Raw genomic sequence first — 16,498 nt, 5'->3', positions numbered from 1 at the left:
TGTTTAATCGTTTAACTGGTTAATGATTAAACAAACTAACGATTAACCAATTAAACCAAAAAAATGAACCCATTATCAATTGAAAAACGCAATCTTGTTTTGCGGACTATGGCAAAGGTGGTCGAGCAGGAGCGGAATCAAATTATTCTAACGAATCAGGAAGATTTACTCGCTTATGACGGCTCAGATCTTGCGATGGAAGAACGCTTGAAAGTAGATGATAAAAAAGTCGACGAGATGATTTTATCCTTAAACCAGTTGGCGTCACAGGATGATCCGGTTGGAGTAGAGCGTTTTCATTTTGTTCATGATAATGGAATCAAAGTTGTTAATAAAACAGCAGCTTTCGGAACGATATTAATTATTTACGAATCACGCCCCGACGTTACCATAGAAGCAGGAGGAATTGCCTTTAAATCCGGAAATAAGATTTTATTAAAAGGAGGAAAAGAATCTTTAAGATCAAATTTGAAAATTATTGATTTATGGCACAAGGCTTTAGAAGAAAATGGAATTTCAAAAGATTGGGTTGAATATCTAAACTATAATCGGGCTGAAACACAAGCTTTCTTAGAAAAACCAACTCAAAAAGTCGATTTAATTGTTCCAAGAGGCGGAGAAAAATTAATTGAATTTGTCAAACAACACGCCACTTGCCCGGTAATTGTTAGTGGACGTGGAAATAATTTTGTGTACGTTCACCATGATGCAGATACAGATTTAGCTTTAAAAGTAATTTTAAACGCTAAAACTTCTAAAATTTCGGCTTGTAATGCTTTAGATAAAGTTTTAATAGATTCAAGATTACCAAATTTTGAAGGTTTTACAGCTATTTTAATTGAAACTTTAATCGAAAATAAAGTAGAAGTTATTGTTGACGAATCGCTAAAAAGCTTTGAAGACACAGAAACGCTTCAAAACGAAGATATTTGGTATGAAGAGTTTCTGGATTATAAAATCGTAATCGGAACAATTGATTCAGAGGAACATGCAATCGAAAAAATCAATAAATATTGTGGCGGACATTCGGCAGCAATAATTACAAAAGATGAAAATATTGCAAAGCAATTCATGGAATCAATTGATGCAGCAGCAGTTTATCACAATGCATCAACCCGTTTCACAGATGGCGGACAATTTGGTCTTGGCGGAGAATTAGCCATAAGCACTGATAAATTACATCAACGCGGACCAATTGGTCTTCAGCATCTTGTGACCAATAAATGGTACGTGTACGGAGAAGGACAAATTAGATAATTGAGATAATTTATCAATTAGATAATTAGATAATTTTGATCTTATCTATAGATATTGCTTTGCGAACTTAGCGTTTATAAACGTTCACAATATTAAAAAAAAACTTTGTGCCTTTGAGCCTTCGTGGCAAAACCAAAACAAAATGAGCAAAAAACGGATTTTATTAAAAATAGGAAGTAATACTTTAACCAAAGAAACCAATCATATTTCGCGGGGTAAAATTGAAGACCTCGGAATGCAGATTGCAGCCTTAAACAAAGATTACGAATTTGTAATCGTAAGTTCAGGAGCAATCGCAGCCGCCAAACAGTTTGTGAAATTGGAGAGTAAAGGTAAAGAAATTGCATTGAAACAAGCCTTAGCTTCGATTGGACAGCCTCATTTAATGCGGATTTTCCATGAGAACTTCAGTGATTTAGGATTATTGACATCACAATGTTTATTGTCGTATTCCGATTTCGAAAAAGATCAGTCGAAAGTCAATATTGTCAATACAATAAATGTTTTGGTCGAGAACAATTACATTCCGATTATTAATGAAAACGATACCGTTGCCACAGATGAGATTCGGTTTGGAGATAATGATAAATTAGCAGCCTTAACGGCAGTTCTTTTAAATGTTGATATTCTGATTATTGCCACCAATACAAACGGAATTTACACGAAAGATTCTATCCATGATGAAAATCCTGAAACGATAAAATTGGTAAACGATCTGAAAGTATTAGAAAAAGAAATCGGAGAATCAAAATCATCACACGGAACAGGTGGAATGCAGTCAAAAATAGAAGCAGCCGGAATTGCAAAAGCAGCTAATATCGAAACCTGGATCGTAAACGGATTAAATGATAATTTTATTTTGAAGGCTTTAAAAGGAGAAATTCCTTTTACGAAAATTGTGTAGAAGTGTTTATTTGTTTAATCGTTAATTCGGTTAATCGATCAAGCAAATAAACAGTTAAACAAATTAACGATTAAACAATAAAAAGACATGAACTATATTTCAATAAAAGACATCAACTCATTATCAAAATGGGTGAAAAGTGCGTTGAAAATCAAAAAGAACCCACTTAAAAATCAAGACCTAGGGAAAAATAAAACTCTGGGAATGTTATTCTTCAATCCAAGTTTAAGAACGCGTTTGAGTACTCAAAAAGCAGCTATAAACTTAGGAATGAACGTTATGGTAATGAATTTCACCAACGAAGGCTGGACATTAGAATTCGAAGACGGAGCCATTATGGATTCCGGCGCTTCCGAGCATATTAAAGAAGCTGCAGAAGTAGTTTCTCAGTATTGTGATATTATTGCCATTCGTGCTTTTGCAGGTTTAGTAGACAAAGAAAAAGATTATGCCGAAACGGTAATTTCAGGATTCTTGAAACACGCAACTGTGCCAATAGTAAATATGGAAAGTGCTGTTCGTCATCCAATGCAGTCTTTGGCAGACGCCATTACGATGGAAGAATACAAAACGAAACATAAACCAAAAGTAGTGCTTTCGTGGGCGCCACATCCAAAAGCTTTGCCTCAGGCAGTTGCGAATTCATTTGTAGAGATGATGCAAATGCAAAAAGATATGGATTTTGTAATCACACATCCTGAAGGTTACGAATTGAGCCCGGAAATTACAAAAGACTGCAAAATTGAATACGATCAAAACAAAGCCTTTGAAAACGCTGATTTTGTCTACGTAAAAAACTGGAGCAACTTCAACGACTACGGAAAAGTAACCAACATAGATCCAAACTGGACAGTTACAGCCGAAAAAATGGCTCTAACCAATAACGGAAAATTCATGCACTGCCTTCCGGTTCGTCGTAATGTAATTGTAAGCGATGAAGTTATCGACAGCGAAAATTCAATCGTAATTCAGCAAGCGAATAACAGAACGTATTCAGCACAATTAGTTTTGCAGAAGATTTTAAAGAAGTTATAATTTGAAGGTGCAAAGGTACAAAGTTGCAAAGGTTCAGAGGTTTTTACAAACTGAATCTAAACTTTGTCCCTTTGTTCCTCTGAACCTTTGTCCCTCATGAAAAAAGTTAAAGTAATAAAAATTGGTGGAAACATAATCGATAACCCAACCGAGTTAGAACAATTCTTAACCGACTTTTCTAAGATTGAAGGTTATAAAGTTTTAGTTCACGGTGGTGGAAAATCGGCTACAAAAATGGCTCAGAGTATTGGTTTAGTGCCCCAAATGATTGAAGGTCGCCGAATTACAGATGCTCCAATGCTTGACGTTGTGGTGATGATTTACGCCGGACAAATCAATAAAGATATTGTGGCACAATTGCAGGCAAAAAATAACAATGCAATGGGATTTTCCGGAGCTGATGGAAATTTGATTCAATCAACAAAACGAAATCACCCAACAATAGATTACGGTTTTGTGGGCGATGTAAAACAAGTTAATACATCATTATTAAAAACGTTGCTTGAAGCTGGAATTGTTCCTGTTTTTTGCGCCATTACGCACGACAAAAACGGACAACTTTTAAATACTAATGCCGATACCATTGCAAGCGAATTATCAATTGCATTGTCTGAAGTTTTTGATGTTACACTAACATATTGTTTTGAAAAACAAGGCGTTTTGCAAGATTCAGAAGACGATTCATCTGTAATAACAGAAATTAACGAAGAATTATACAACAAACTAAAAGCTGAAAAAGTAATTCATTCCGGAATGATACCGAAATTGGATAATTGTTTCAATAGTTTATCTCGTGGCGTTCAGAAAATCAAAATCGGACATCACAGAATGTTACAGAATCCGGACGTTTTACACACAACGATTACGTTATAAAAGATATAGCCAAGAATTGCACAAATTTTCACGAATTAAAATTTAAAAAAATTAGCGAAAATTTGTGTAATTCGTGGCAAAAAAAGATAGCTGCGGAAGTTGTTTTAAATATTAATTTTAGAAATTTGCGCAAATTAAAATCGTCACAAAATTGATTAACAAAATCAATAAAAAACTTTGTGACTTTGAGCCTTCGTGGCAGAGAACCTACACCTATGAAAAATATAGAAACGCTTACCCAGGAAGCAATTGCATTATTGAAGAATCTAATTGAAACGCCTTCATTTTCAAGTGAAGAAGATCAGACGGCACTTTTAATAGAAAATTGGTTCAATCAAAACAAAATTCCTTTTAAAAGAGAAAATAATAATGTGTGGGCTTTCAACAAATATTTTGACGAAAATAAACCAACACTTTTACTGAATTCGCACCACGATACCGTAAAACCAAACCAAGCTTACACAAACGATCCGTTTAAAGCAATCGAGAAAGATGGTAAATTATTCGGATTAGGAAGCAATGATGCCGGAGGATGTTTAGTTTCGTTATTGGCGACGTTTGTTCATTTTTATGAGAATCAAAACCTGTCTCATAATATTGTAATTGTGGCTTCCGCCGAAGAAGAAAGCAGTGGGAAAAATGGTTTAAATAGCGTTTTAAAGCATTTACCAGAGTTAGATTGCGCCATTGTAGGCGAACCAACATTAATGCAATTGGCTGTAGCTGAGAAAGGTTTGTTAGTTTTGGACGTAAAAGTAAAAGGAACTGCAAGTCACGCTGCGCACCAAAACGATGATAATTCATTATACAAATCAATTCCGGTAATGGAATGGTTTAAAAACTATAAATTCGATAAAATCTCAGATGTTTTAGGTCCCGTAAAAATGACCGTAACACAAATCAGTGCAGGAAAACAGCATAATGTTGTGCCGTCAGAATGTGATTTAGTTGTAGATATTCGTGTAACAGACTGTTATTCAAATACCGAAATTCTGGAAGTTGTAAAAGCCAATGTAAATGCCGAAGTAACACCAAGATCAATGCATTTAAACGCATCGTCTATTCCGGTTGCGCACGGTTTGGTACAAGCTGGAATCGCTTTAGGAAGAACAACTTATGGCTCGCCAACACTTTCAGATCAATCTGTTTTGAGTTGTCAGTCTTTAAAGTTAGGACCAGGAGAAACGCTGCGGTCACATTCAGCAGATGAATTTATTTTCATCAACGAAATCGAGGAAGGAGTCGATTTGTATATCAAAATACTAACCGATTTCTTTAAATTATAAGAAAAAATAAACGCCACGAATTCACGAATTTATATCTTCAAAGATTATCAAAAATAATTCGTGAATTCGTGGCGAAAAAAAACATTATCTATGAAACTTTGGGAAAAAGGAATTGCAACAGACAAACAAATCGAACATTTCACCGTTGGAAACGATCGTGAACTGGATTTGGTTCTGGCAAAATACGATGCTTTAGGTTCAATCGCACATGCCAAAATGCTTGGGCAAATTGGATTATTGACTCCGGAAGAAACAACTTCTTTAGTGGATGCTTTAAACGAAATTATTGCAGATGTTGTAATAGGAAATTTCGAAATCGAAGACAGTTTTGAAGACGTACATTCCAAAATAGAATATTTATTGACCGTAAAACTTGGCGATGCCGGAAAAAAAATCCACACAGCACGTTCTCGTAACGATCAGGTTTTAGTAGATGTTCATTTATATTTAAAAGACGAATTAAAAGCCATAAAAGAACAAGTAAAAACCTTGTTTGACTTGTTAATGGAATCGGCAGAGAAGCACCAAAATGTTTTATTGCCGGGTTATACACATTTACAAATCGCAATGCCATCGTCATTCGGGATGTGGTTTTCAGCTTACGCCGAAAGTTTAATTGATGATATTACGATGTTGAACGCAGCTTTAAAAGTTGTGGATCAAAATCCGTTAGGATCTGCGGCAGGTTACGGAAGTTCTTTTCCAATCAACAGAACTTTTACCACTCAGGAATTGGGTTTCGAAACCTTAAAATTCAACGCTGTTGCCGCTCAAATGAGCCGTGGAAAAGCGGAGAAAACTGTAGCATTTGCCATGAGCAGCGTTGCAGCAACGTTGTCAAAATTTGCAATGGACGTTTGTTTGTATATGAGTCAAAACTTTGATTTTATCAGTTTACCGGCACATCTTACAACAGGTTCGAGCATTATGCCACACAAGAAAAACCCTGATGTATTTGAATTAATTAGAGGAAAATGCAACAAGATTCAGGCACTTCCATACGAAATCACTTTAATCACTAATAATTTACCAAGCGGTTATCACAGAGATTTACAGCTTTTGAAAGAAGGTTTGTTCCCTGCACTTCAAAACCTGAAAGCATGTTTGGATATTGCGATTTTCTCCGTAAAAGATATTACGGTAAAAGACAATATTTTAAAAGATAAAAAGTACGATTATTTGTTTACGGTAGATACTTTAAACGAAATGGTTGTTGCCGGAATGCCATTTAGAGATGCATACAAAGCCGTTGCAGAACAATTAGAGGCAGGAACGTATCAATCTCCAAAAGAAACAAAACATACGCATGAAGGCAGTATCAATAATTTGTGCCTAAATGCAATCAAAGAGAAGATGAAAGCAGCTTTTTAATGAAATGTTTATTGTAAAAAGTGAGATGTTAATTGTAAAATGAAAAAACAATTACTATTCATAAAAAAAGAGAAACCCGAATCTTTGATTCGGGTTTCTCTTTTTAAGTAACATCTAACATCTAACATTTCACAATATTCATCTTACAAATAAAAACACTATTTTTGATTTGCAATTATAAATTTAAAACATGAGGAAGTTTGAAGAAGAGGCTACTAAATCTCTGTTAGGAAGAAATCTAATAACCGAAAATCAGTATCAGGAAATTATGGCTTATCGTAATCTGAATATTTTTTCGCTAAATGCAGAATTGAAATTATTTCTCTATTTATCGGTTTTGTTGTTTACATCCGGAATCGGAATTTTGATTTATAAAAACATTGACAGTATTGGCCATATTGCGATTCTTTCGTTATTATTGATCGTTATTGGAGTTTGTTTTTATTATTGCTTTAAAAATGCAAAAGGCTTCCAAAAATCGGAAACTACTTTTGAACATCCGGTTTTAGAATATTTAGTTTTGGCTGCGAATATTCTAACGTGTATTTTTATAGGTTATCTGCAATTTCAATACAAACCCTTCGGAACACATTACGGATTGGCAACTTTAATTCCAACATTGGTCAGTTTCTTTTGCGCTTATTATTTTGATAATAAAAGTGTTCTAACAATTGCTATTACAGGTTTGGCAGCGTATGTTGGGCTTTCGGTAACACCACAGGATTTACTAAATAATAGCAATTTTTATGCAGATCAAACTTTAAGTTATTCCGCAATAATGCTTGGAGTTTTACTTATTCTATGGACAGTTTACAGCACCAAAATTCAGCTAAAAACGCATTTTACTATTATTTATCTAACATTTGCTTTGCATATCATAAGTATTGCTTCTATCAATAGTCTGGTGGATTATTATAGTGATGGTATTTGGATGATTTTCGCTTTTGTTCTGGCAGGTTCGTCTTATTATTTTTATCAAGTTAGTCACAATCTCAAGGCGATTTCGCTATATGTTTTTATGATTGTCTATGCTTATATTGGTTTTAATATATTCTTGTTTAGAATTTTTGAACATATTGACTTTAGTGATGTCTGGATGTTATTCATTTTTATGTTGCCTGCTTATTTTATAGGCTCAATAGTATTATTTATTAAACTTATTAAAAACTTCAATAAAGAAATTGCCAAATGATATTACACGATAAACAATTTTTAGATGATTTGGCTTTGCTGGAAGAAGCAAATTCTTTACAAAACGCAGGTTTTATAAGTAAAGAGCAAAAAGATTTAATTAAAAAACAATTGCCTGATTTTAAAGGTAGCAGTAATATTTTGGTACGATTAGGATTCTTTTTACTAGGATCATTTTTGTATTTATCAATATGCGGCGCAATTTCGTTATTTGGTTTAAGTGGTGAGAATTTTTTCTTTAAAATTTGCTGTTACATCTTTGCTGCAGTCGGTTTTACAGGAGCCGAATTATTAGCCAATCAAAAATATCATAGTCACGGTTTAGATGATGCCTTTTGTTTGGGAGCACTTTTGAATTTAGGAATTGCCATCGGAATTTCTACAGATGGATACGAATTAGTCATTGCTATTTTCGTAGCAATAGCTTCGTTTGTATTGTATAGAAGATATTTACATCTACTCTCGCTGTTAGTTTTCTGTTTAGCTTCTTCGGCTGTTTTATTTTATGGCTTGTTTGAGTTTGGTGCTATTGGAAAAACTATTTTACCATTTGTAGCCATGATATTTGCCGCGGTATTTTACTTTTTTACTAAAAAAACGATTAATAATCTCAAGGAAAGCTATTATTACAATGGGCTTTTGTTAGTCAATAGTTTCTGTTTGATATTGTTTTATCTTTCTTGTAATTATTTGGTAGTCAGAGAACTTTCTGTAATGCTTTTAGGAAATGAAGTACTTCCTGGACAAGATATTCCTTTTGCGATTTTCTTTTATGCTTTTACGCTAATTGTCCCGATTGTTTATTTGGTTCAAGCCTTAAAAACAAAAGATAGAATCATGCTTTGGATAAGCTTTTTAGCCATCGGATTTTCTATTTATACCATTCGATTCTATTACTCGGTTTTACCAATAGAAGTTGCCTTAACACTAGGTGGGTTAGTTTTATTCGTAATAGCATATTTTTCAATTAAAAGATTAAAAGACAACGAAACCGGATTGACTTTTAAACCCGATAGAATCAATAATTCGAATTCTATTTTAAATGCCGAAGCTTTAATCGTTGCTTCAACATTTGGTTTAAAACCAGAAGTAAAATCAGAATCTCCAATGGATTTTGGAGGAGGAGGGTTTAGTGGAGGAGGTTCAGAAGGAACTTTCTAGAAGTGTGAAATGTAAAATGTGAATTGTTAGATGTTTTAATCTCTAACAATTCACATTTTACATTTCACAAAAAAAAAACTAAACTTTAGTTTTCAACGCTACAGCATCAATATCGCTGTGCGAAACATCGTAAATAGCTTTTCCGTTTTTAATTAAAATAAGTTGTGGTGATTCATGATAAACGCTAAACTTATTTGCAATTTCATTTGAAACATCTCTATTTGCAATTAAATCTAAAAAATAAGCATCAACAGTTTCGTTCAAATCGTATTCACGTTCAAATTGTTTCAAAGCCATTCGGCTAATACTACATCTTGTACTGTGTTTAAAAATGACAACCGGTTTTGCATTTGAGATAGCTTCAATTTCCATTAATTGTGCTATGTCGGTTAATTCTGTCCAATTTACATTACTTTTTGGAGCGTCTGCATTCTCTGAATTTCCGAAGATTGAATTAAAAAAACTCATATTTTGGCGTATTTTATGACTTTTTGACGTTTAGAATTAGTTAAAAACTGATTTTAAGCGCCATTTTGTCTGTGTTTTTAGTGTGGAATATAATTTGAAAGATCTGATGCAAAGTTATATCATTTAAAGTTAAAAATTTAATTCAATAAATTGTAATTTTAAAGGTATCGAAATTTATAAGTAAAATCAATCATAAATCACATACATATGAACATAAATAAATTTACAATTAAGTCGCAGGAAGCCATTCAGCTATCACAGCAATTGGCCCAACGCAACGGACAGCAGCAAATAGAAAACGAACACATTTTTAAGGCTATTTTTGAAGTAGACGAAAATGTTGCGCCGTTTATTTTGAAAAAACTAAATGTAAATGTTCCGTTGTTTTTACAAATATTAGACAGTACAATTCAGAGTTTTCCAAAAGTTTCAGGAGGAGAGATATTACTTTCAAGAGAAGCAAACAAAACACTGAATGAAGCAGAGATTATTGCTCAAAAAATGAACGATGAATATGTTTCTATTGAACATTTAATTTTAGCAATTTTTGAATCAAAAAGCAAAGTTTCACAAATTTTAAAAGATCAGGGAGTTACCGGAAAAGGCCTTAAAGCTGCTATCGAAGAACTTCGTAAAGGAGAAAGAGTAACATCAGCTTCAGCTGAAGAAACTTATAATTCACTAAATAAATACGCTAAAAATCTAAACGAATTAGCACGCACAGGAAAACTCGATCCGGTTATTGGCCGTGACGAAGAAATCCGTCGTGTGTTGCAGATTTTGACCCGTAGAACCAAGAATAACCCAATGTTAGTGGGAGAACCGGGAGTTGGTAAAACAGCAATTGCCGAAGGTTTAGCACATAGAATTGTTGATGGTGACGTGCCTGAGAACTTAAAAGATAAAATCGTTTTCTCATTGGATATGGGAGCACTTATTGCAGGTGCAAAGTATAAAGGAGAATTTGAAGAGCGTTTAAAATCGGTGGTAAAAGAGGTTACAGCTGCCGAGGGTGATATCGTTTTGTTTATCGATGAAATTCATACACTTGTAGGCGCTGGTGGAGGAGAAGGTGCAATGGATGCGGCTAATATTTTAAAACCTGCTTTGGCTCGTGGTGAGTTGAGAGCTATTGGAGCAACGACTTTAGATGAATATCAAAAATATTTTGAGAAGGATAAAGCCTTAGAACGTCGTTTCCAAAAGGTATTAATTGATGAACCGGACACCGAAAGTGCGATTTCGATTTTACGTGGAATAAAAGAAAAATACGAAACGCATCATAAAGTTCAGATTAAAGACGAGGCAATTATTGCTGCTGTTGAACTTTCGCAACGTTATATTACGAATCGTTTTTTACCGGACAAAGCCATTGATTTAATGGACGAAGCAGCTTCTAAACTGCGTATGGAAATCAATTCAAAACCAGAAGAATTAGATGTTTTGGATCGTAAAATCATGCAGTTGGAAATTGAGATTGAAGCCATTAAACGTGAAAAAGAAGAAAGTAAGCTGAAAATTTTAGGCATGGATTTGGCGAATCTGAAAGAAGAACGCAATGTAATTTATGTAAAATGGAAATCTGAAAAAGATATTGTTGACGGAATTCAGTCCGTAAAACAAGAAATTGAAGATTTTAAATACGAGGCAGAACGTGCGGAACGTGATGGTGATTACGGAAAAGTAGCCGAAATACGCTACGGAAAAATTAAAGAAGCGCAAGAACGTCTGGATGTTTTGCAAAAGCAATTGCAGGAATTTCAATCAGGTCATTCTTTGATTAAAGAAGAAGTAACTCGCGAAGACATTGCCGAAGTTGTAGCAAAATGGACAGGAATTCCTGTAATGAAAATGCTTCAGACCGAAAGAGAAAAACTGCTACATCTTGAAGACGAATTGCACAAACGTGTTGTAGGTCAGGAAGAAGCGATTGAGGCTGTGAGTGATGCCGTTCGCAGAAGCCGCGCCGGTTTGCAGGATATGAAAAAACCAGTTGGGACCTTCTTATTTTTAGGAACAACCGGAGTTGGTAAAACAGAGTTGGCAAAAGCCCTGGCAGAATATCTTTTTGATGACGAAAACGCCATGACGCGTATCGATATGAGTGAGTATCAGGAACGTCACAGTGTGAGCCGTTTGGTTGGTGCGCCTCCGGGATATGTAGGTTATGACGAAGGTGGTCAATTGACAGAAGCCGTTCGCAGAAAACCGTATTCTGTAATTCTGTTAGACGAGATCGAAAAAGCGCATCCGGATACTTTCAATATTTTATTGCAAGTGCTCGATGAAGGTCGTTTGACAGATAACAAAGGACGTTTGGCTGATTTTAAAAACACAATTATCATCATGACATCCAACATGGGAAGTCAGATTATACAAGAGAAATTCGAGAACTTAAAAGGAAGCATAGAAGCTGCTACTGAGGCTGCAAAAGTTGAAGTTTTAGGATTGCTGAAACAAACCGTTCGTCCGGAGTTTATAAATCGTATTGATGAGATTGTAATGTTTACGCCTTTAACAGTCGATAATATCTCAAGAATTGTGAGTTTACAGCTTAAGAGTGTTACAAAAATGTTGGCTTTACAAGGTATCACTATGGATGCTACGCCAGAAGCGATTAAGTATTTATCAGACAAAGGTTATGATCCGCAATTTGGAGCAAGACCAGTAAAACGTGTGATTCAGAGAGAAGTGTTGAATCAATTGTCGAAAGAAATTTTGGCAGGAAACATCACAACAGATAGCATTATTTTAATAGATGCTTTTGATGGGCAATTGGTTTTTAGAAATCAAACCCATGTTGAAAAATAATTTACCGTAGAGATGCACGGCAGTGCATCTTTACATTTCAATAAAAACACCATTCGCCACGACGAATGGTGTTTTTTTATGTCAATTTTTTTTATTTCTATTCTTTTAGATAATATTTTTTGTAAGAATTGCTATATATTTGAATCACGAAGTTAAAATTATAGATTAAAATTATTTTTAATTTATCGAATAAGATCAAATCATGATTTTATTCAAATAAACAATTAACGATTAAATCAATTATATGAAACGAAACCAGAAGACTTTTTTAATTCTATTTATTACCACTATTACTTTTATTAATAACAGTTATTCGCAGGGTAGTGTGGTAGTTGCAGGCGGAACCGGAACCGGAACCGGAGGTTCGTCAAGTTATTCAATAGGTCAGATAGCTTATACCAGTTTACCGGGATCTGCTGGATCTGTTTCGCAAGGTGTTCAACAGCCTTATGAAATAGCAACACTAGGAAAAGATGAATTTACAGAAATTAATCTTGTAATGACTGCTTATCCTAATCCTACGATCGATATACTTAATTTAGTTGTGACTGATAATAAATGGGATGATTTATCTTGTAATTTATTTGATATCAATGGCAAAATAGTATCTAAGAATTTGAGAATAACATCATCTGAAACGGCAGTGTCAATGCAACAATTAAATCAGAGGATTTATTTTCTGGTAGTAAGCAATAGCAACAAAATAATAAAAACATTTAAAATCATAAAAAAATAACATTCAAACAGCAGAAAAACATATGAAAAAAATTACTCTGGCATTACTATTATTAAGTTCTTTTACCATTTTATTTGCACAAGCTCCTCAGAAAATGAGTTACCAATCTGTTATTCGTAAAGCAGACGGAACATTGGTTGCAAGTACTTTAGTAAGTATAAAAAGCAGTATTTTATTAGGTTCAGCAAGTGGCACAGCCAGCTATGTTGAAACACAAACGACAACAACAAATACTAACGGATTAGCAACAATAGAAATAGGAGGAGGAACGCCTGTTACAGGGACTTTTGCAGGAGTAAATTGGGGTGCTGGATCGCATTTCATTAAAACAGAAATAGACCCAACAGGTGGAAGTAATTACACAATTAGTGGAACAAGCCAGCTTTTGAGTGTGCCATATGCCTTATATGCCGGGAGTAGTCAAAATAACGGAAAAACAAGCATAGTGTTAACAGGTGATATTACAGATGAACAGGCAGTTGTACAAATAGTAGCTGAGTATGGACCAAATACAGAGAATGTTTATGTTAAAGAGACAACAAATTTGAAAACTCTGGATTTGAGCGCTATAAAAACTTTAATAAACTTAGAGATAAATGATAATTTGCAATTGACTACCATTAATTCAAGTAATCTTACTGAAATCAATGACCGTTTATACATAGCTGGTAATGAAAAAATAGTTTCAATTTTATTTCCGGTTCTGAAAACAGTAAGGGGATATGATTTTAGTATAGGAAATAATCCAGCTTTGACATCTGTTTCTTTTCCTTTATTAGGTAAAGTAAAAGGGTTTTATTTTTATCAGAATTCTAAGCTTAGCTCTGTAGATTTTCCTTCTTTAACTTCTGTGGGTAGTAAAGGTGCTAGCGTTGATCTTGCTACTAATGCACTTACAAGTTCTCAGGTCAATTTAATTCTGGCCAAACTATTAAATATTTCTCCCAGTCAAGGAAAAAATATTCGATTGAATGCTCAAAATCCAATAGCCCCTCCAACAGGTCAAGGTATTATAGATAAAGCAACATTAATAAATGGTGGAAATAATGTAACAACTGATTAAATTCAGAATCAGTTTTATTTGAAATATTCATAGAAACACCATTCGTCGCGACAAATGGTGTTTTTTTGTTTAAAATAAGAATTGCAATTCACAAATAATATAACTTTTTTTGAAAGTAATATAAGATAATATCAAATAAAGTCTTGACCTTTACAATAATGATTTAAAAATTAATTCAAATAACCTTAATCAAAAAACAATGAACAATATTTTTAGAGGATTAATAGCAGGTTACGGTGCTAAAAAGTTAGGCGGAGGATGTTTTGGAACTATTTTCGTTTTTATAATTATCTGGGTGCTTTTAGGGCAATGCCACTAATTTTTAACTAGAAAAATCAACAAAAAAGTCTTAGATTAGCACCAGTAAACAATCAAACTCGCTGATTAAATTGGATATTCAGAGCCAATGAATTACGCAGTTTTTTAAAACAAAAAGAGTAGAATGGCATCAGGTTTTTTCGTACTATTAGACGATATCGCAGCAATTATGGATGATGTTGCAGTAATGAGTAAAGTTGCAGCAAAAAAAACAGCAGGTATTTTAGGAGATGATTTAGCAGTTAATGCAGAGAAAGCTTCTGGATTTGCCTCCTCCAGAGAGCTTCCGGTATTATGGGCAATCAGCAAAGGTTCACTTCTTAATAAAGTAATCATTTTGCCGATCGCTTTTTTATTAAGTGCATTTTTTCCTATTGCAATCATTGTAATCTTAGTACTGGGCGGACTTTTTTTAGCGTATGAAGGAGCAGAGAAAATATACGAGTTTATATTTCCGCACGAACACGAAGAGTCTCCAGGAATCACTGACGAAGTTCTAACAGAAGAACAAATTCTAGAAGCAGAAAAAGGAAAAGTAAAATCAGCAATTATAACCGATTTTATCTTATCAGTTGAAATAGTGATTATTGCACTTGGAACCGTAATTGGCAAACCAATTACACAACAAATAGTCGTTGTTTCAATAATTGCCTTAATTGCAACAATAGGTGTGTACGGTATTGTAGCGCTGATAGTAAGAATGGATGAGGCAGGATTTAAATTAATCCAAATCAGTAAAAAAGATAAAAGTGTCTTAAAATTTATAGGAAACATATTGGTTAAAGCCCTTCCTTTAGTCATTAAAAGTTTAACCGTTATTGGTACAATTGCCTTGATTTTGGTTGCTGGTGGAATATTTGTACATTATATTCCCTTTTTCCATCATTTGGTTCCAGAATTACCTCTGCCTTTAATTGTAAAAGAATTTGTAATAGGACTTGCATTAGGGCTTGTAGTTTTAGGGCTCGTAAATCTTATCAAAAAGATACTTCCAAAGAAAGCTGTAGCAGAATAAAATCATCATAAAATTATACAGAAACACTAGTCGAAAGGCTGGTGTTTTTTTTTTTTTTGAGCAAAATAATCATTTTCAAAAGACCACCAGTCCCGTTATCCACTATATCTTTTTTTGTCCGCCGCGGCGGACGAAAAAAAAGGACGCCATTCCTACCGGGGCTATGCCATAAATTTTAGTTTTTATAAGAAATAACGGTAGTTGCGTATTTTTTTTTAGTTAAATAAGTTTTTGATTTACAATTGTTTAATGTTTTTGTTTGATTTTTTAACATTTGTGTAAAGCAACCAATGCAACGCATTCCCATCTTCATAGTAATTAACAATTAATTATTATTTTATATGAAAAATTTTAAACTTAAATCGGTTTTAGTAGTATTATTTTTAGGAACAGCATTAGTTTCATGCAGTAATGATGATGATAAAGTAACCACTCCTGTAGAAAAAGCAAAAATTTCTTTTGCAACAGAAGTTAAAGGACCTGCAACCGGAAAAGTAAATGATGAACTAAGTTATGATGTGACTTACACTCCAGATACAGCTTGTGGAGTATTCAATAAATTTACAGAAGTAACAATTGGTGCAGTAAAAGGATTGGGAGTTGAAGTTAAATATCCATCTGATGTTTGTACATTACAAACTCCACAACCTCAAAAAGCAGTTTACAAATTTAAAGCAACAGCAAAAGGAACTTTTGAAATTAAATTCCAAAAATCAGAGACTGAATTCTTAATTCAGAAAGTGGTTATAGAATAATAGTTCTGCGTCGATAAATTTTTAGGTTAGAAGCCATTTTATAAATATTTGATTCTGTTGAAGGAATATGATATTTGTAAAATGGTTTTCTTTTAAGTGCATCAGATTTAATTTTTTATAAGCATTTGTCTATAATCGTAAAGAAAATAAACTTTGCGAATTTGTGATTTTACATATAAACGTCGAAGATTAGTTTTTTAGCGAACTTTGAGTAAATCTTTGTAGACTTCGCGGTTAATAACAACTCTTTGTCA

At 33.8% G+C, this 16,498-nt stretch carries 14 protein-coding genes; 13 read left to right on the top strand and 1 reads right to left on the bottom strand.

Translation table 11 applies throughout. The features are described from left to right. The first annotated feature begins 63 nt into the window (after positions 1 to 63). The 8 genes from LPB88_RS19780 (at position 64) to LPB88_RS19745 (ending at position 9,078) form a co-directional block, all read left to right on the top strand. Entirely contained in the window at positions 64 to 1,257 is a 1,194-nt protein-coding gene (locus LPB88_RS19780) for a glutamate-5-semialdehyde dehydrogenase (protein ID WP_230717406.1), read from the top strand. A gap of 142 nt (positions 1,258 to 1,399) precedes the next feature. Further along, positions 1,400 to 2,161 (top strand): glutamate 5-kinase, encoded by a 762-nt coding sequence (proB, locus tag LPB88_RS19775; protein ID WP_230717405.1) that lies wholly within the window; start codon positions 1,400 to 1,402, stop codon positions 2,159 to 2,161. 87 nt (positions 2,162 to 2,248) lie between these two features. Next, positions 2,249 to 3,196 carry an N-acetylornithine carbamoyltransferase gene (locus tag LPB88_RS19770; RefSeq protein ID WP_089350997.1) on the top strand — a complete coding sequence of 316 codons (948 nt, stop codon included), beginning with the start codon at positions 2,249 to 2,251 and terminating at the stop codon, positions 3,194 to 3,196. Between the two features lie 96 nt (positions 3,197 to 3,292). Next, a complete protein-coding gene (gene argB, locus LPB88_RS19765) occupies positions 3,293 to 4,069 on the top strand; it encodes an acetylglutamate kinase (protein WP_230717404.1) in 777 nt (258 codons plus the stop codon). 215 nt (positions 4,070 to 4,284) lie between these two features. Beyond that, positions 4,285 to 5,355 (top strand): M20 family metallo-hydrolase, encoded by a 1,071-nt coding sequence (locus LPB88_RS19760; RefSeq protein WP_230717403.1) that lies wholly within the window; start codon positions 4,285 to 4,287, stop codon positions 5,353 to 5,355. Positions 5,356 to 5,445: 90 nt separating this feature from the next. Next, the gene (gene argH / locus LPB88_RS19755) at positions 5,446 to 6,726 is read left to right on the top strand and encodes an argininosuccinate lyase (protein WP_230717402.1); all 1,281 of its coding nucleotides are present in this window, start codon (positions 5,446 to 5,448) and stop codon (positions 6,724 to 6,726) included. 190 nt (positions 6,727 to 6,916) lie between these two features. Further along, the gene (locus tag LPB88_RS19750) at positions 6,917 to 7,918 is read left to right on the top strand and encodes a DUF2157 domain-containing protein (protein WP_230717401.1); all 1,002 of its coding nucleotides are present in this window, start codon (positions 6,917 to 6,919) and stop codon (positions 7,916 to 7,918) included. Next, on the top strand, positions 7,915 to 9,078 hold the full coding sequence (locus tag LPB88_RS19745) for a hypothetical protein (RefSeq protein ID WP_230717400.1): 1,164 nt from the start codon (positions 7,915 to 7,917) through the stop codon (positions 9,076 to 9,078). The genes LPB88_RS19750 and LPB88_RS19745 overlap by 4 nt, the downstream gene beginning before the upstream one ends. A gap of 78 nt (positions 9,079 to 9,156) precedes the next feature. Here the strand turns inward: LPB88_RS19745 and ytxJ are convergent, their stop codons facing one another. Then, complete coding sequence (gene ytxJ, locus LPB88_RS19740; protein WP_230717399.1) at positions 9,157 to 9,546, bottom strand: bacillithiol system redox-active protein YtxJ; 390 nt, start codon at positions 9,544 to 9,546, stop codon at positions 9,157 to 9,159. Between the two features lie 207 nt (positions 9,547 to 9,753). Here ytxJ and clpB point away from each other — a divergent pair, with 207 nt between their 5' ends. The 5 genes from clpB (at position 9,754) to LPB88_RS19715 (ending at position 16,244) form a co-directional block, all read left to right on the top strand. Continuing rightward, a complete protein-coding gene (gene clpB / locus LPB88_RS19735; protein WP_230717398.1) occupies positions 9,754 to 12,357 on the top strand; it encodes an ATP-dependent chaperone ClpB in 2,604 nt (867 codons plus the stop codon). Between the two features lie 244 nt (positions 12,358 to 12,601). Next, positions 12,602 to 13,093 carry a T9SS type A sorting domain-containing protein gene (locus LPB88_RS19730; RefSeq protein ID WP_230717397.1) on the top strand — a complete coding sequence of 164 codons (492 nt, stop codon included), beginning with the start codon at positions 12,602 to 12,604 and terminating at the stop codon, positions 13,091 to 13,093. A gap of 22 nt (positions 13,094 to 13,115) precedes the next feature. Then, complete coding sequence (locus tag LPB88_RS19725; RefSeq protein WP_230717396.1) at positions 13,116 to 14,156, top strand: hypothetical protein; 1,041 nt, start codon at positions 13,116 to 13,118, stop codon at positions 14,154 to 14,156. Between the two features lie 442 nt (positions 14,157 to 14,598). Next, a complete protein-coding gene (locus tag LPB88_RS19720; RefSeq protein WP_230717395.1) occupies positions 14,599 to 15,489 on the top strand; it encodes a DUF808 domain-containing protein in 891 nt (296 codons plus the stop codon). Positions 15,490 to 15,830: 341 nt separating this feature from the next. Then, positions 15,831 to 16,244, top strand: a complete 414-nt coding sequence (locus LPB88_RS19715) for a hypothetical protein (RefSeq protein WP_230717394.1) — start codon at positions 15,831 to 15,833, stop codon at positions 16,242 to 16,244. Positions 16,245 to 16,498: the final 254 nt, after the last annotated feature.

The sequence above is a fragment of the Flavobacterium sp. JAS genome (genome assembly GCF_020991455.1).
In the GTDB taxonomy this organism is placed as follows: Bacteria; Bacteroidota; Bacteroidia; order Flavobacteriales; family Flavobacteriaceae; genus Flavobacterium.
This window is presented reverse-complemented; position numbering and strand designations above follow the sequence as displayed.